The 16912-nt window shown below is 68.6% G+C and carries 14 protein-coding genes; 5 read left to right on the top strand and 9 right to left on the bottom strand.

Annotation, left to right across the window (positions count from 1 at the left end; translation table 11 throughout):
• The first annotated feature begins 52 nt into the window (after positions 1-52).
• From ACZ3HV_RS01395 to ACZ3HV_RS01380, 4 genes are all read left to right on the top strand, one after another.
• Positions 53-4660: an ATP-dependent helicase gene (locus ACZ3HV_RS01395; RefSeq protein WP_465679765.1), complete on the top strand. Its 4608-nt coding sequence runs from the start codon at positions 53-55 to the stop codon at positions 4658-4660.
• A 19-nt stretch (positions 4661-4679) separates the two neighbouring features.
• A complete protein-coding gene (locus tag ACZ3HV_RS01390) occupies positions 4680-5465 on the top strand; it encodes an Fpg/Nei family DNA glycosylase (RefSeq protein ID WP_360371097.1) in 786 nt (261 codons plus the stop codon).
• 84 nt (positions 5466-5549) lie between these two features.
• Complete coding sequence (locus ACZ3HV_RS01385; RefSeq protein ID WP_465679763.1) at positions 5550-6038, top strand: DUF4262 domain-containing protein; 489 nt, start codon at positions 5550-5552, stop codon at positions 6036-6038.
• Positions 6039-6316: 278 nt separating this feature from the next.
• The gene (locus tag ACZ3HV_RS01380) at positions 6317-6949 is read left to right on the top strand and encodes a pyridoxamine 5'-phosphate oxidase family protein (protein WP_465679762.1); all 633 of its coding nucleotides are present in this window, start codon (positions 6317-6319) and stop codon (positions 6947-6949) included.
• Here the strand turns inward: ACZ3HV_RS01380 and ACZ3HV_RS01375 are convergent.
• Entirely contained in the window at positions 6899-7792 is an 894-nt protein-coding gene (locus tag ACZ3HV_RS01375; RefSeq protein WP_465679760.1) for a LysR family transcriptional regulator, read from the bottom strand. The genes ACZ3HV_RS01380 and ACZ3HV_RS01375 overlap by 51 nt on opposite strands.
• A 71-nt stretch (positions 7793-7863) precedes the next feature.
• Here ACZ3HV_RS01375 and dapA point away from each other — a divergent pair, with 71 nt between their 5' ends.
• A complete protein-coding gene (dapA, locus tag ACZ3HV_RS01370; RefSeq protein ID WP_465679759.1) occupies positions 7864-8754 on the top strand; it encodes a 4-hydroxy-tetrahydrodipicolinate synthase in 891 nt (296 codons plus the stop codon).
• A gap of 60 nt (positions 8755-8814) precedes the next feature.
• Here dapA and ACZ3HV_RS01365 read toward each other — a convergent pair whose 3' ends face one another.
• The 8 genes from ACZ3HV_RS01365 to ACZ3HV_RS01330 all read right to left on the bottom strand — a co-directional run bounded on the left by ACZ3HV_RS01365 (position 8815) and on the right by ACZ3HV_RS01330 (position 16903).
• The gene (locus ACZ3HV_RS01365; protein ID WP_360371112.1) at positions 8815-9108 is read right to left on the bottom strand and encodes a helix-turn-helix domain-containing protein; all 294 of its coding nucleotides are present in this window, start codon (positions 9106-9108) and stop codon (positions 8815-8817) included.
• Positions 9109-9271: 163 nt separating this feature from the next.
• Entirely contained in the window at positions 9272-9772 is a 501-nt protein-coding gene (locus ACZ3HV_RS01360) for a CinA family protein (protein WP_465679757.1), read from the bottom strand.
• Positions 9773-9794: 22 nt separating this feature from the next.
• The gene (gene pgsA, locus ACZ3HV_RS01355) at positions 9795-10412 is read right to left on the bottom strand and encodes a CDP-diacylglycerol--glycerol-3-phosphate 3-phosphatidyltransferase (protein WP_465679756.1); all 618 of its coding nucleotides are present in this window, start codon (positions 10410-10412) and stop codon (positions 9795-9797) included.
• Positions 10409-12127, bottom strand: a complete 1719-nt coding sequence (locus ACZ3HV_RS01350) for a MiaB/RimO family radical SAM methylthiotransferase (protein WP_465679754.1) — start codon at positions 12125-12127, stop codon at positions 10409-10411. The genes pgsA and ACZ3HV_RS01350 overlap by 4 nt, the downstream gene beginning before the upstream one ends.
• 76 nt (positions 12128-12203) lie before the next feature.
• Positions 12204-12962: a helix-turn-helix domain-containing protein gene (locus ACZ3HV_RS01345; RefSeq protein WP_465679752.1), complete on the bottom strand. Its 759-nt coding sequence runs from the start codon at positions 12960-12962 to the stop codon at positions 12204-12206.
• A gap of 119 nt (positions 12963-13081) precedes the next feature.
• Positions 13082-13648 carry a hypothetical protein gene (locus tag ACZ3HV_RS01340; protein ID WP_360371127.1) on the bottom strand — a complete coding sequence of 189 codons (567 nt, stop codon included), beginning with the start codon at positions 13646-13648 and terminating at the stop codon, positions 13082-13084.
• Between the two features lie 3 nt (positions 13649-13651).
• Entirely contained in the window at positions 13652-16279 is a 2628-nt protein-coding gene (locus tag ACZ3HV_RS01335; RefSeq protein WP_465679750.1) for an FtsK/SpoIIIE family DNA translocase, read from the bottom strand.
• Positions 16280-16372: 93 nt separating this feature from the next.
• Positions 16373-16903 (bottom strand): DinB family protein, encoded by a 531-nt coding sequence (locus ACZ3HV_RS01330; RefSeq protein ID WP_465679748.1) that lies wholly within the window; start codon positions 16901-16903, stop codon positions 16373-16375.
• Positions 16904-16912 lie beyond the last annotated feature (9 nt).

Raw genomic sequence — 16912 nt, 5'->3', positions numbered from 1 at the left:
GCGACGAACGGTGACGGGCGCGTGATGAAAACTGTCGGCGGGACCCGGCAAGATGGTCGGCGTGAAGAAAACCAGCGCGTTGAGCCGGTTCTCGCCCGCGACCCGGGCGTGGTTCGGCGACGTCTTCGAGGCGGCCACCCCGGCCCAGCTCGAAGCGTGGGACGCCATCACCGCGGGCCGGGATGCGCTGGTGGTCGCCCCGACCGGTTCGGGCAAGACGCTGGCTGCCTTCCTCTGGGCGCTGGACCGATTGGCAACAATTCCTCCAGCGGACGACCCGAAGCTGCGCTGCCGGGTGTTGTACGTGTCGCCGCTGAAGGCGCTCGCGGTCGACGTCGAGCGCAACCTCCGCGCGCCGCTGATCGGGATCCGGGAGACCGCGCGGCGGCTCGGCGAGGCGCCGATCGACGTCGAGGTCGCGGTGCGTTCCGGCGATACGCCGGCGAGCGAACGACGACGGTTCGCTTCGCGGCCTTCCGACGTACTCATCACGACCCCTGAGTCGCTGTTCCTGTTGCTGACATCGCAGGGCCGGGAGTCGCTGCGTGGCGTGGAGACCGTGATCGTCGACGAGGTGCACGCGGTCGCGGGGACGAAGCGCGGTGCACATCTGGCGCTCACGCTCGAGCGGCTCGATGGGTTGCTGCCGAAGCCGGCGCAGCGGATCGGCCTGTCGGCGACGGTGCGCCCGGTCGAGGAGGTGGCGCGCTTCCTCGGCGGCGAACGGCCCGTCACCGTTGTGCAGCCGAAGTTCACGAAGCAGTGGGATCTGAGTGTGGTCGTGCCGGTCGAGGACATGGCCGAGCTGGCGAGCACGGAGCTGGAGACCTCCGGTTCAGCCGCTGGACCGCCGCAGCATGCCTCCATCTGGCCGCATGTCGAGGAGCAGGTCTTCGACCTGATCTCGCAACACAACTCCACGATCGTTTTCGCGAACTCGCGCCGCCTGGCCGAGCGCCTCACTGCCCGGCTGAACGAGATCGCTGCCGAGCGGGCCGAGCTCGACCTGCCCGAGCAGGGTTCACCGGCTCAACTGATGGCGCAGTCGGGCGCGTCGCTCGCGGCACCACCGTTGATCGCGCGAGCGCACCACGGCTCGGTCAGCAAAGAGCAACGAGCGCTGATCGAGGCCGATCTGAAGTCCGGTCGACTGCCGTGTGTGGTGGCGACGAGCAGCCTCGAGCTCGGTATCGACATGGGTGCGGTCGATCTGGTCATCCAGGTCGAGGCGCCGCCATCGGTCGCCAGCGGGCTGCAGCGCGTCGGCCGCGCCGGCCACCAGGTGGGTGCGGTGTCGCGCGGCGTGCTGTTCCCCAAGTTCCGTGGCGACCTGATCGACACAGCCGTCGTCGTGCAGCGGATGCGCGATGGACTGATCGAGAGCCTGCACATCCCGGCCAATCCGCTCGATGTGCTGGCGCAGCAGATCGTGTCGATCGTCTCGCTGGACACGATCGACGTCGACGAACTGTTCGCGTTGGTACGACGGTGTGCGCCGTTCGCGACGTTGCCGCGATCGGCGTACGACGGGGTCCTGGACATGCTCTCGGGCCGCTACCCGTCGGACGAGTTCGCGGAGTTGCGGCCGCGGATCGTGTTCGACCGGGTCAGCGGAGAGATCTCCGGGCGGCCTGGAGCGCAGCGCCTCGCGGTGACGAGTGGCGGGACGATCCCGGATCGCGGGCTGTTCGGCGTCTTCCTGGTCGGCGAGTCGACCAACCACCGCGTCGGCGAGCTCGATGAAGAGATGGTGTATGAGTCGCGGGTGGGCGACGTGTTCACCCTTGGCGCGTCGAGCTGGCGGATCGAGGACATCACCCACGATCGGGTGCTGGTCTCCCCCGCGCCCGGTCAGCCGGGGCGATTGCCGTTCTGGAAGGGCGATGCGGTGGGACGACCGGCGGAGCTCGGCGCGGCGACCGGCGCCTTCGTCCGGAAGATGGCGTCGCTGCCGGCCACCAAGGCGGTCGAGCGGGCGCGGACAGCCGGCCTGGACGAGTACGCCGCGAACAACCTCGTCTCGTATCTCGCCGAGCAGCGCGACGCGACGAGCCGGGTGCCGGATGACGTGACCGTCGTGGTCGAGCGGTTCCGGGATGAGCTCGGCGACTGGCGGGTCTGCGTGCATTCGCCGTACGGCGGTCAGGTGCACGGACCGTGGGCACTGGCGATCGCAGCGCGGCTGCGCGAGCGGTACGGGATGGATGCGCAGTCTGTCTCGGGTGACGACGGGATCGTCCTGCGGCTGCCGGAGACGGACGAGCCGCCACCGGGTGCGGATCTGGTGCTGTTCGATCCGGCGGAGATCGAGGACTTGGTGACCGCCGAGGTCGGCGGATCGGCGTTGTTCGCCGCACGGTTCCGCGAGTGCGCGGCGCGGGCCTTGCTGTTGCCGCGACGAAATCCCGGACGGCGTTCGCCGCTGTGGCAGCAGCGTCAACGGTCGGCGCAGCTGTTGTCGGTGGCAAGCAAGTATGGTTCCTTCCCGATCGTGCTCGAGACGTTGCGCGAGGTGTTGCAGGACGTCTACGACCTGCCCGCGTTGAAGGATCTGCTCACCGGGATCAGCGAGCGGCGGATCTCGGTGGTCGAGGTGGAGACGCCGGAGGCTTCGCCGTTCGCGAAGTCGTTGCTGTTCGGGTACGTGGGCGCGTTCATGTACGAGGGCGACAGTCCTCTCGCGGAGAAGCGTGCGGCCGCCCTCGCGCTGGATCAGAGCCTGCTTGCCGAGCTCCTCGGGCGGACCGAGCTGCGGGAGTTGCTCGACGCCGAGGTCGTGCTGCGGACCGAGGCGGAGCTGCAACGGCTTGCCGAGGATCGCCGGGCTCGTGACGCTGAAGGGCTGTTCGACGTCCTGCGGATTGTCGGTCCGCAGTCGTTGTCCGAAGCCTCGCAGCGGTGTGTCGATGGTGCCGACGCCGAGTCGTGGTTGACGTCGCTGGCTTCCGCTCGCCGGGTGGTGCGGGTCCGGATCGCCGGTGAGCATCGGTGGGCCGTTGTCGAGGACGTGGCCCGATTGCGTGACGCCCTCGGCGTGCCGCTCCCGCCTGGGGTCGCGGAGGCGCATGCCGAGCCGGTTGCTGACCCCCTCGGGGACCTTGTCTCGCGGTACGCGCGTACGCACGGACCCTTCCGGGCTATCGATCTCGCGACCCATCTGGGTATCGGTGTTGCTGTCGTCACCGATGCGCTCCGGCGGCTTGGTGCGGCCGGGCGGGTTGTCGAGGGTGAGTTCCTGCCTGGTGGGATCGCTCTCGAGTGGTGCGACAGCGAGATCCTGCGGTTGCTTCGGCGGAGGTCATTGGCCGCGCTGCGCAAGGAGGTCGAGCCGGTCGATCCGTCCGCGCTCGCCCGGTTCCTGCCCGCGTGGCAAGGGATCACGAGCAGCCGAGGCCGTGGGTACGACGTACTCCTGGGCGCGGTCGAGCAGTTGGCCGGCTGCGCCGTACCGGCGTCGGCGCTGGAATCGATCGTGCTGCCCTCGCGGGTGCCGGGGTACCAGCCGTCGATGCTGGACGAGCTGACCGCGACCGGTGAGGTGGTGTGGGCCGGCTCGGGTTCGCTTCCCGGGACGGATGGGTGGGTGTCACTGCATCTCGCGGACAACTGCGACCTGACCCTGCCTGATCCGGATTCTGCCTTTGAGCTCGGGGACACCCATCAGGCAGTGCTCGACGCCTTGTCGGGTGGTGGCGCGTTCTTCTTCCGGCAGTTGAGTGATGTCGTCGGGGCGGCATCGGGTGTGGTGGACGACGAGACGCTGGTCGGCGTGCTGTGGGATCTCGTGTGGGCTGGTCATCTCACCAATGACACGCTCGCTCCGGTGCGTTCGCTCGTTGGCGGTGGGCGGGGTAGTCATCGAGTTCGGCGTACGACGCCTCGTGCGCGACCGGGACGTCCGACGCGGCCAGGGCGACCGGCGATGCCGTCGCGTAGTGGGCCGCCGACGGCCGGCGGCCGGTGGTCGTTGCTTCCGGCCCGTAGTGAGGACGCGACGCGGCGGGCGCATGCTGCGGCGGAGACGCTGCTGGATCGGTACGGGATCGTCACGCGCGGATCGGTGATCACGGAGCGGACTCCGGGTGGGTTCGCGGCCGTGTACAAGGTGCTGAGTGCCTTTGAGGAGTCGGGACGATGCCGACGCGGGTACTTCGTCGCTGGGCTTGGCGCTGCGCAGTTCGCGCTGCCTGGTGCGGTGGATCGACTACGGGCACTGGCCGAGCTGCCCACGTCTACTGGCGCTGGATCAGCTCGCGCCCCGGCCGGCGGCCGGCGTGACGCGGAGCTGACGGCGAGGGCCGTCGTACTCGCGGCTTCCGATCCCGCGAATCCGTACGGCGCCGCACTGCCGTGGCCCGAGCGGGAGAGCGCGGGCGGACACCGACCTGGGCGGAAGGCGGGTGCGTTGGTCGTGATGGTGGACGGGCAGTTGATCGTGTACGTCGAGCGTGGTGGGCGGACTGTGCTGAGTTTCACCGAGGACTCTGACCTGCTGCAGCCGGCGGTCGATGCGCTTGCCTTGTCGATCCGGGATGGTCAGCTCGGCAAGCTGAGTGTGGAGACGGCCGACGGTGAACAGGTCCGGCATACGGCCTTCGGTGACGCACTGGCGAAGGCGGGCTTCCATGCGACGCCGCGGGGCTTGCGGCTGCGGGCCTGACTCGGGACGGGCTTGAGCGATGCCTGAGGGAGATACCGTCTGGAGGGCCTGCAAGCGGCTGAACCAGGCCCTTGGCGGACAGGAGCTGCTCCGGACGGACTTCCGGGTGCCGTCGCTGGCGACGACCGACCTGAGCGGTCGCACAATGCTGGAGGTCGTTGCGCGCGGCAAGCATCTGCTGATGCGGGTGTCCGGCGGGGTGACGGTGCACAGCCATTTCCGGATGGACGGGAGCTGGCATCTGTACCGGCCCGGCGAGCGCTGGCATGGCGGACCCGATCACCAGATCCGCGCCGTACTCGAGACCGCGTCGTGGACGGCAGTCGGTTATCGGCTGCCGGTGCTCGAACTCGTTGCGACGGACGCCGAGGACACGGTGGTCGGCCACCTCGGTCCGGATCTGCTGTCGCCGTCGTTCGACCGTTCCGTGGCGATCGCGAACGTCGAGGCTGATCCGGAGCGAACCATCAGCGAGGCGTTGCTGGACCAGCGGAATCTTGCCGGGATCGGGAACTTCTATCGCAACGAGGTCTGCTTCCTGCTGGGCCTGCACCCGTGGCGACCGGTCTCCTCCGTCGATGTGCCCGCGGCGGTCGATCTCAGCCGGCGACTGATGAAAGCCAACCTACGCAACGGCACGCAGGTGAGCACCGGCGTCGACCGGCCCGGCCAGCGGTCCTGGGTGTTCGAACGCGCCGGCAAGGCCTGCCGCCGCTGCAAGACGACGATCCTGACCGCGTCAGTCGGCGAACCACCTCGCGACCGAGTCACCTACTGGTGCCCCGCCTGCCAGCCCGAGAACTGACCTGTGGATAACGCCGGCACCGGGACAGGACGCGGATATCTTCTCTGACGTATCGAACATTTGTTCGAGTGAGAGGAGAGGCTGATGTGCGACAAGTGCGGTGGTTTGACCAACGAGCAGTACGTGGAGCAAATCGAGCGGAACATCCAGACCTACGGGTGGACGATCCAGTACGTCGAGGGCGATGGGGCGCGCAATCCAGCGTTCGGGTACTCGCTCGGGCTCAGCCTGTACCGGCACCCGGAGATCATCGTCTTCGATCCCGACCCGGGTTGGACCTACCTGGGGATCAAACCGCTGGCGTGGGCGGTGATGGACGGCGCCGTCTTCGACGAGGGCGACGACCTGTCCGCGTACTTCCCACCACCAGAGACCGCCGAGCTCCTCCGCTTCCCCGATTCCGCAACCCACCTCTTCACCGCCAACCACATGTTCCGCCAACCCGACGACCCTCCCCTCCCCGCCCTCCAACTCCTCTGGCCAACCCGAGTCACCCTCATCCAACCCACCACCCCTCACCCCACGTCCGACGAACTCCCCACTGACCCGAGCTCGGCGAGCGGCACGAGCTAGCGGAACCCGCAGCGGACGGCCGATCTCGTGATTGGCGCTGTCAGCTCTTGCTCAGCGCGAAGCAGATAGTTGGCCTGGGCGTCCTGGTCCCAGGGTGAGGTCCTGCTGACCGGAATTGTGTCAGCGGAGGCGGCGGCCGTGTATGGCCACCGAAGTGGTCCTTCCCTACCTCCAGAACTCCATCCCCTCCTCGTCGCCGGCCGAGTCTGCTGACGGCCTTCCTGCCTTGTCGGTGCCCGGTGTTAGGCAGGCGGTAGATCGCAAGCGAAGGAGGAGCGATGCGTTGGGCGCAGTTGGAGGCGAGTCAGCCACGGCTGGCGGAGGTGGGCCGGAGGCGGTTGTTCGGGCCCGGCGTCGTACTCCCGGGCACCATTCGTCGTGACGGGACACCCCGCATCAGCCCGGTGGAGCCATGGGTGATGGCAGGTGAGCTCTGGCTGTCGATGTTGTGGCAGTCGGCCAAGGCGGCCGACCTCGAACGCGATCCACGAATCCTCGTGCACAGCGTCGTCACCGGTCGCGACGGTGCTGACGGCGAGTTCAAGATCCGAGGACGGGCAAGCGCCGAGCGCGATCCATCAGTGCAGCAGCAGTACGCCGATGAAGTCGCGGCCGCACTGGGGTGGCGACCGATGCTCGGACGATTTCACCTGTTCAGAGTGGATATTGCGGACGTCACCTACATCCGCTACGACGAGCCGACCGGCGACCAGTACGTGACCCGATGGCCGCAGAGCCGCGAGTACGTGCGCCGCGGGACATCGCGACGTCCGTCGGCAGGCCAGAACCTCACGAGAACCTCCTCGAACCCCGCTGAGGGCTTGGTCACGGGTAGCGACCGGCGCCGGGCGCCGCCAGGCTCACCGTTGGGGCGTGCGGGCTCGAGGGGTGACGGTGGTGGCTGTTTGTAGGGCGGTTCGGGCGGCTGTTATGGCGGGGTGGGTGGCGGTGCCTCGGCGGTAGGCGAGGTGGGTTTTGCGGTGGATCGGGAGGGGCGTGAGGACCACGGTGGTGGGTGGGGCGACGGCGGCCAGGTCGGGGATGAAGGCGACGCCTTGGCCGGCTGCCACTAGGGCGAGCACGGCGCCGAAGTCGTCGGCGTGGTGGCGGATGCGTGGGGTGAATCCGGCGGCTTCGCAGGCTCGGATGGTCAGGGCGTGGCAGAGGGTGCCTGGAGTGCCGGCGATCCAGGAGGAATCACGTCGGTCGGTCAAAGGGCCTGCAGTGAGGGCAGCTAGGTGGACGGTTTCTTGGAGGAGTGGTTCGGTTTCTAGTCCTGGATCGGAGGTGATGGGGACGTAGTCGTACTCCTGGAGCAGCGCGATGTCGAGGGTTTCGTCGCGGAGGGCGTCGGGCACTGACGCGGGATCCAGTTCGGTGACCATGAGGTCCAGGCCTGGATGCTCGGTGCTCAGGGCTACGACGGCGGGTGTGAGGATCGTCGGGACTGCTGTGGGAAAGACTCCGATGCGCAGGGTTCCGGTGAGGGCCGAGGCGGTCGAGGCCAGGTCGGCGGACGCCTCGTGGAGGATCGCGAGGATTGACTCAGTGTGCTCGACAAGCGAGAGGGCGGCTGGGGTCAGCGTCACGCGCCGGCCGGTGCGTTCGAGAAGTTGGACTCCGGCCTCGCGTTCGAGAGCGCTGAGTTGTTGCGAGACCGCTGACGGCGTGTAGGTGAGCGCCTCGGCGACGGCTGCGATCGTTCCCCGGTGGGCCAACTCACGGAGGAGCCGGAGTTTGCGCACGTCGAGCATAAGCACACCTTACGCTCGGCGATAGAAATGCGAACTGGACCTGCAGAGCGGAGGTGAGTGATCGTCGAGACATGTCGCTCACTGGTCTCTTCGTTCCGCTGATCACACCGTTCACCCGAGAGGGTGAACTCGCGTCCGATGCTCTGGAGTCGCTTGCCCAGACCGTGCTCGACGATGGAGCGGCCGGCATCGTCGCCTTGGGCACCACAGGCGAACCGGCGACGCTCACGGCGGCCGAACGCCGAAGGGTCGTCGACATCTGTGCCGGGGTGTGCGTGGAGCGAGGAGCGGACTTGATCGTCGGTGCCGGGTCGAACTCGACTGACGGCTCGATCGGCGTGCTCGCGGAAGTCGACCCTCGCGCCACCGCGGTTCTCAGCGTCGTTCCGTACTACACCCGACCATCTGAGGACGGTGTCGTTGAGCACTTCCGTCGGCTCGCGGCCGCCAGTCCGGTGCCGTTGATCATCTACAACGTCCCACACCGCACGGGCAGGCCGTTGGGGGCCGATACCCTTCGTCGGCTTGCGCTGCTGCCAAATGTCGCCGGGTTCAAGCACGCGGTGGGCGGTATCGACGATGCGACGGTCGAGTTCATGAGCGATCTGCCGGCGGATGTCGCGGTTCTTGCCGGTGATGATCTCCACGCTGGAACACTGCTGGCCCTCGGCGCGTCCGGGGCAATCCTGGCCTGTGCCAATGTGGCGACTCGTGCGTACGCCGATCTCGTCAACGCTTGGCGCGACGGGCCGCTCGATGTGGCGCGGCGCCTCAACAATCGGCTCGTTCCGCTGGCCCGAGCACTCTTCGCCGAACCCAACCCGGCGGTGATCAAGGCCGTACTGGCGGCTCAGCGCCGAATCCCCAGCCCGTACGTGCGCCTACCCCTGCTCGAAGCAACTCCAGCGGCCACCGCAGCCGCCCTCGACTGCTGCCAAATCTCACTGAGCCACACACGCTGAACCGCGGCTCGGCAGGCAACGCACGCCGGCTACCGACGAACAGCCGGCCGCCGGTCGTGACTAGGCGGCGGAGGCTACGACCTCGGTCTCGATGGTTGTCGGGTGGGCCAGGACGAGGGCCTCTTCGCGGGCCAGGTCCTCGCTCACTTCGGCGAAGACCGTCGAGAGCGGGACGTCGAGGGCCATGCAGATGGCGGCCAGCAGTTCGCTGGAAGCCTCCTTCTGGCCGCGCTCCACTTCGGACAGGTATCCGAGGCTGACCCGAGCGTCGGCGGATACCTCGCGGAGAGTGCGCCCTTGGCGCAGCCGCTTACGCCGCAGGACGTCGCCCAGCAGGCCACGAACCAGCACCATGAGGTTTCTCCCTTCCGCCTGTCCGGTCGTCTCTACTCGCACGGTAGCGCGACCGTAGGAACCAACGGTACCCGTTGCTGGGTCACCACTCCTCGCAATGTCCACCTTCGGTGCGCCGCGCCAGTCTGCCCTACCTGTCCCCATGCTGGTCTCAACACGCCGATCAGTCGAGTTCTTCCGCCACCAAAGCTGCTCCGAGTTCCAGAACGGCCCGTACGCTCGCCCGACGGATGGACGCGCGGTCACCGGTCAACTGCAACTTCCGCACCTGCGCAGACCCCGGTCCGGCCGCCGCGACGTACACCGTGCCGGCCGAGATCCCCGCCTGCGGGTCCGGACCGGCCACACCGGTCGTCGCCAGCCCGTAGGTGGCCCCCAGACGCTCTCGGACGCCTGTGGCGAGGGCAGCTGCCGTATCCGTGTGTACCGGACCCACAGCAGCCAGAAGATCCTCAGGTACGCCGGCAAGCTGTGCCTTCAAGTCAGTCGCGTACACAACCACGCCGCCGCGGTACACGGCCGACACGCCCGGCACATCGGTCAGCGCGGCCCCGACCATGCCACCGGTCAGCGACTCAGCCGTGGCAACCGTTTCTCCCCGCTCCTTCAGCAACCCCACCAAGCGCGCCAGCACCACCTCGAGCCCCGCGTCCCCATCAGCCACCCGTCACCTCCACCAGGTGAGCTTATGGGAGGGGGCGCTTGGCGGCGGCGCGGAGGCGGAGGGCTCGGCGTACGTAGTCGATGCCGGTGACGATGGTGACGATGACGGCGGCACCCATGAACGCTACGGCGGTCCAGTGCAGGGGTGCGAAGGATTGCCATGGCAGGAGGTACAGGCCGAGGGCGATCGCCTGGAGAACGGTCTTGAGCTTGCCGCCGCGGCTGGCCGGCATCACGCCGTGCCGGATCACCCAGAAGCGGAGTGCGGTGACGCCCCACTCGCGGACCAGCACCACCACGGTGACCCACCACGGGAGCTCGCCGAGGTAGGACAGCCCGATGAAGGCGGCGCCGGTGAGCGCCTTGTCGGCGATCGGGTCGGCGATCTTGCCGAAGTTCGTGACCAGGTTCCAGCGGCGGGCGATGTCGCCGTCGAAGCGGTCGGTGACGATCGCCACCACGAACGTGGCCGTCGCGAGCAGCCGGTTGCCGTCGGTGTCGCCGCCCTCGCGGAGCAGCAGCCAGACGAAGAGTGGGACCAGGACGAGCCGCAGGACGGTGAGCGCGTTCGGCACGTTCCAGGCGCTGGGCGCGTGGAGGTGGCCGGCGCGCGGCGCCGGGTTCGTCGGCGGGTTGGTCACGCGGTCAGGTTATCCGCCGGACGGCCGTCCTGGGGGCTCACGAGTGCCGCGAACTCGGCGATCAGGTCGACCCCGTCGCTCCCGACCACCTTCGCCGACACCAGATCGCCGACCCGGACCCACTCGGGAAGCCCGGTCAGCGTCGTCGACCCGTCCACCTCAGGCCCCTGATGAGCTGCCCGGCCCTCCCCCGTAGGCCCGTCGCCGATGGCGTGGATGTCGTCCGTACGGGCGTCGCCGACGGCGGGGATGTCGTCTGTACGCGCGTCGTCGCCGGCGGCGAGGGTGTCGCCTGTCAGGGCATCGGCGGAGGAGGGCGTCGTGTCCAGGGATTCGACGAGGACTTCGAGGAGTTCGCCGATGCGGGATTCGGCGCGGGCCGAGGTGAGGTCTTCGGCCAGGCGGGTGACGCGGTCGAGGCGGGCGGCGATGGTGTCCTCGTCGAGCTTGCCGTCGTACGTCTCGGCTTCGGTACCGTCTTCGTCGGAGTAGCCGAAGACGCCGATCGCGTCGAGGCCGGCGCGGGAGAGGAAGTCGCAGAGGATGTCGACGTCTTCCTCGGTCTCGCCGGGGAAGCCGACGATGACGTTGCTGCGGATACCCGCGGTGGGCGCGGTCGCGCGGACCTGAGCGATGAGCTCGAGGAAGCGCTCGGAGTCACCGAAGCGGCGCATGCGGCGCAGGAGTGGGCCGGAGGCGTGCTGGAAGGAGAGATCGAAGTACGGGACAACGCCGGGGGTCGAGGTCATCGCGGTGATGAGGGTCGGGCGCATCTCGGCCGGCTGGAGATACGAGACGCGCACGCGGGTGATGCCGGAGACTGCTGCGATCTCGCCGACGAGGGTCTCGAGCAGGCGCAGGTCGCCGAGGTCCTTGCCGTACGAGGTGGAGTTCTCGGAGACGAGGAACAGTTCGCGTACGCCGTTCTCCGCCAGCCACTCGGCTTCGCGGATCACCTCGGCCGGGCGGCGGGAGACGAACGCGCCACGGAACATCGGGATCGCGCAGAAGGCACAGCGGCGGTCGCAGCCGGACGCGAGCTTGAGCGGGGCCATCGGGCCGCCGTCGAGCCGGCGACGCATGACGCGCGGGCCGCTTGCCGGGGCGGAGGTGAGGTCGGGGGCGTCGATCGTCAGCTCTTCCGGCCGGCCCGTGGCGAAGCGTCCCTTGAGAGCTGGGGTGTCAGGCGAGGCGGCGCCGGCAGAGCCGTCGCCGACGGGCCTCAGCTGGTCGGGAATGTGGTCGCCGTGGCCGGGGATGGCTATGCCGGTGGTGGCGGCTCGGGCGGCGGGGGCCAGCGGGAGGAGTTTGCGGCGGTCGCGGGGCACGTGGGGCTGGTGCTTGGTGCCGGCGAGGATCGAGCGGAGGCGGTCGGAGATGTCGGCGTAGTCGTCGAAGCTGAGGACCGCGTCGGTCTCCGGGAGAGCCTCGGCGAGCTGTTCGCCGTACCGCTCGGCCAGGCAGCCGACCGCGACGACGGCCTGGGTTCGGCCGGATTCCTTGTAGTCGGAGGCGGCCAGCAGGGTGTCGACGGAGTCCTTCTTCGCGGCTTCGACGAAACCGCAGGTGTTCACCACCACGGTGTCCGCCTCGGCGGCGTCCTCGACCAGCCGGAATCCGCCGGCTTCGAGCCGGCCGGCCAGTTCCTCGGAGTCGACATCGTTACGGGCACAGCCCAGCGTGACCAGGGCGACGGTGGTGGGTGGCGTAGTCATCACGACGAGTATGACTTGCGGTGCAGCCCGCCACCTAACTCACCAACCCACGCCGCCCAACCCCCACGACGGGCCGTTAGGACGACGGGGATGTACTGAGGGTGCCGTTGGGGTGGGCGTAGAAGCGGTACAGCTTGGTGTTCATGCGCTTCCCGTTCAGGGTGACGATGAGGTTCGCCGGGTTGCCGACGGAGATGCGGATGTCGCCGGTGCTGGTGACGGACTGGGCGATGCCCGAGCCGAGGTGACCCTGGAAGAGCCGTTTGTTCTTCCTGTCGCGGACCGTCAGATAGGTGCCGTCACCTTTCGCCGTCAGGACCAGCTCGGTCTTCAGGACCGGCGGCTTCTTCGTCGCCGTGCGGGTAGGGCTCGCCGACGGCTTCGGGGTCGGCTGCGGCGTGGGAGTGGTGACGGTCGCGGTGGTGGTCGCGGTCTTCGAGGCGTTGGCCTCGATGTCGTTGGGCAGCGTGAACAGGCGGACCATCCCCCAGCCCATCAGGCTGACCAGGATCGCGCCGACCACGACGGCCCAGCGCGGGCGGGCCGGGTGCAGGGTCGGGCCCTTGACCGCGGCGCGTTCCTCGCGGCGGGACTTCTCCTCCTCGACGGCGTGCTCGGCGTCGAAGCTGGCGATCAGCGGTGCGGGATCGGCCTTGACCACCCGGGCGATCGAGCGGATATGGCCGCGGGCATAGAAGTTCCCGCCGCAGCGGGAGAAGTCGTCGGCCTCCATGGCCACGAGCAGCCCGGTTCTGATCCGGGTGGCGGCGCTCAGCTGCTCGATCGTCATGTCGGCCCGTTCGCGGGCCGCCGTGAGCTCGCTGCCGATGCTCACGTCCCCACCATCCTCTCCATCGCCCGGCCTAACTCCCGCGGACCGTCGGCATCGTCAAGCCGACAGCGGGACCGCCGACATCATGTCAACGGCCTTGATGCGACGGGGTCACGGCAAAGTCAGGCTTGTTCCCTGACCGGACACCTGGCATCCGCCAGCATGTGCAGCGCCTGTACCACTTCCCCGTTCGACGGTCGCGCCGTCAACCCGAACGGTACCGCGAGTGAGGAGCCCGTCAGACGACGGTTCGCATCGGTCGTCTTGAGCGTCGAGCTCGGCATCGCTCCCAGAACCGGTCCAGGATCCAGTAAATGAACGGCAATCCGGCCGTCGTCCAGCAGGTGGCGGCGCTGCAGCACCGTCACCTCGTCGATGTCCTCCCAGCGTGTTCCGATCCATTCGTGGCCGATTCGCAACCGGATACCGACCTCGTCGGCGACGAGCATGTCCCCGACCGTCAATGCTCGCGCGCAGATCACCGCCAGTACGGCGAACGCCGCCGCCGCGATCCAGCGCAGTACGCCGGTGGGACTGGTGGATGCGGACGCGGCAAAGCCGACGGCGACCAGCGCAGCTCCCAGCGCGAGCCCGCCGTGCACCCGCTGGGAGGCGCGGACGGTGAACGGCACGGGCTTGGGGTCGACGTCGAAACGGTCCTGCCTGGGCAGTGCGCTCGCGGCGGTCACGGGTCAGTCTCCTCGGAGGGTGGTGATGAAGTCCTCTAGATCATCCGGTTTCACCAGGACGTCGCGGGCCTTCGAACCTTCACTGGGTCCGACGACGCCGCGGCTCTCCAGGATGTCCATCAGCCGGCCGGCTTTCGCGAAGCCGACGCGGAGTTTGCGCTGCAGCATGGACGTCGAGCCGAACTGGGTGGACACGATCAGCTCGGCGGCCTGCACGACCAGGTCGAGGTCGTCGCCGATCTCGTCGTCGAGGTCCTTGCTCGGGCCGGCCACGGCGGTGACGTCCTCGCGGTACGTCGGCTGCAGCTGGGTCTTGCAGTGTTCGACGACGCCGCGGATCTCCGACTCGGTCACCCAGGCGCCCTGGATACGCATCGGCTTGCTCGCGCCCATCGGCAGGAACAGGCCGTCACCCTGGCCGACCAGTTTCTCCGCACCCGGCTGGTCCAGGATGACCCGGCTGTCGGCCAGCGACGAGGTCGCGAACGCCAGCCGCGACGGCACGTTCGCCTTGATCAGACCGGTGACGACGTCCACCGACGGCCGCTGGGTGGCGAGCACCAGGTGGATACCGGCCGCCCGGGCGAGCTGGGTGATCCGGACGATCGAGTCCTCGACGTCGCGCGGGGCGACCATCATCAGGTCGGCGAGCTCGTCCACGATCACCAGCAGGTACGGGTACGGCGTGAGCACGCGCTCGCTGCCCGGCGGTGGCTTCACCTTGCCCGACCGGACCGCCTTGTTGAAGTCGTCGACGTGCCGGAACCCGAACGCGGCCAGGTCGTCGTACCGCATGTCCATCTCGCGGACGACCCACTGCAGCGCCTCGGCCGCCTTCTTGGCGTTGGTGATGATCGGCGTGATCAGGTGCGGAATGCCCTCGTAGTTGTTCAGCTCGACCCGCTTGGGGTCGACCAGGATCATCCGCACCTCGTCCGGCGTGGCCCGCATCAGGATCGAGGTGATCAGCGAGTTGACGAACGACGACTTACCCGAACCGGTCGCACCCGCGACCAGCAGGTGCGGCATCTTCGCCATGTTCGCGACCACGAAGCCGCCCTCGACGTCCTTGCCCAGGCCGGCCACCATCGGGTGGTGATCGTTGCGCGCGGTCGCCGAGCGGATCACGTCGCCGAGGCTGACGATCTCCTTGTCGGTGTTCGGGATCTCGATACCGATCGCGGACTTGCCCGGGATCGGCGACAGGATCCGCACATCGGCCGACGCCACCGCGTAGGCGATGTTCTTCGACAGCGCGGTGACCTTCTCGACTTTGACCGCCGAGCCGAGCTCGACCTCGTACCGGGTGACGGTCGGGCCGCGCGTGTAGCCGGTGACCTGGGCGTCGATGCCGAACTGCTCGAACACCTCGGTCAGCCGGTCGACCACCTGGTCGGACGCCTTGGTCCTTGCCTTGTGCACCGAACCCGGCTTGAGCATCTGTCCGTCGGGCAGCGTGTAAGTGATGTCGCCGGACAGGCTGAGCTGCTCGACCCGCTGTGGGATCGGCGTGTGGGGAGGCGGCTCGGCTGGCGAGTCCGACTTCGAAGGACCACCACCGGCACCAGCCGGGGCGATGACAGCAGCCCCAGCGGCTTCGGAAGCGTCGACGTCGTACGCGTCCTCGTCCACGGCCGACGCGGCCTTGGCCTTGCGCCCGCGCTTGGAGATCTCACGTCCCTCGAGCACCGGCGAGTCGTACGGCTTGACCGTCGGATCGCCGTCGTCCTCCTCCACCGCGGCCTTGGCCCGGCGCTCCTTGCGGGTCAGCCGGACGGTGTCGTCGGTCGGCGCGGCCATGACGGACGGTGCGTCCTCGGGCAGCGCCGTTCGTCCCATCAGTACGTCGAACGCCGCGCGGAACCGCAGTGGGATCGCGTAGACCGGCGTACCGGTGATCACCAGCGCACCGAAGATCGAGAGCAGCACCAGCAGCGGGGCGGCGACGTACTCCGTGAGCAGGTCGGACAGCAGGGACGAGACGACGTACCCGATGGCGCCGCCGGCGTCCTGCAGCGGTCCGTCGGCCGGGTTGCTCGGACGGGGCAGACCGTTGGCGATGTGGACCAGGCCGAGTACGCCGAGGGCGACGGCGGTCCAGCCGATCACCTGACGTCCGGCCGGGCCGTTGCGGTCCGGGTGACGCAGCGTGCGCATTGCAATGAAGAGGAGCATCAGCGGGACAGCCCAGCCGAGCATGCCGACGCTGCCGCCGACGACGGTCCGGATGCCCTTGCCGACCGCGCCCGGGAGGTCCCACCAGATGGCGGCGGCCACGACAACCGCCAGGCCGATCAGGAACAGGCCGGCGCCGTCGCGGCGGTGCTCGGGGTCGAGGTCGCGGGCACCGTGGCCGATGCCGCGGACCATCCGTCCGAGCACGTGCGCGATGCCGATCCAGACCTTCACCACACCGCGACCGAGAGCGATCATGGCGGCCGCGAACGGGCCCGGTCCGCTGTTTTTGGGCGTGCTGGTCCGCGCGGCGGTCGAACCACCGCGTTTCGCGCTCTGCCCACGCTTCTGGGCGCCTGACGAACGGGAGCGTCCACCAGCAGCCGAACGAGCCGTACTCGGCCGTTTGGCTGCCGACTTCTGCGCCCGCGCCGGGGAAGACGTGCGGGTCGCCATATCTAGCAGGCTACCCCGATTACCTCTCGAGTCCCACGTGTCACACGCCGATCACGCTGCCCCATACATAACGTCACAGCGCCGAGCGCCGCCTCAGGCGCCAGTGGTGCCGTCGAGTTGTTCTCGCAAGAGGTCGGCGTGGCCGCAGTGGCGGCCGTACTCGCCGATCATATGAATGTAGATCGTCCGGAGCGTCGACTCGGTCCCGCTGAAGGTGAAGCGCTCGTCCAGCGACCGTCCGGCCGCAGCCTCGTCCGACAGCTTCCACTCGGCGATCAGTCCTTCGTACGCCGCCTGTGCCTCAGCCGGATCGATGAGCTCGAAATCGGCGTCCTTCCCCAACGCCGGCGCGTAGAGCGCCTCGGCCGGCTCCCCGGACGCGAAGTGGATCCGGAACCAGATCCGCTCGACCTTGGTCAGATGCCGGATCAGTCCGAGCAGGGACAGATTCGACGGCGGCGACGGCCGCTCGGCCAGCTGCTCGGCCGTCAGACCCGCGCACTTGTACAGCAGCGTGGTCCGATAGAAATCCAGATAGCCCTGCAGCAGCTCGGCCTCGGGCGCGGTCAGCGAGCCGTCCGGCCGCTCGACCGCCGGCGCCGTCCACGCCTTCTCCACCGTCATGCCGCCATC

It is taken from the genome of Kribbella sp. NPDC020701, from assembly GCF_055562215.1.
The sequence above is the reverse complement of the archived record's forward strand: the minus strand, read 5'-3'. Positions and strand labels throughout refer to the sequence as shown.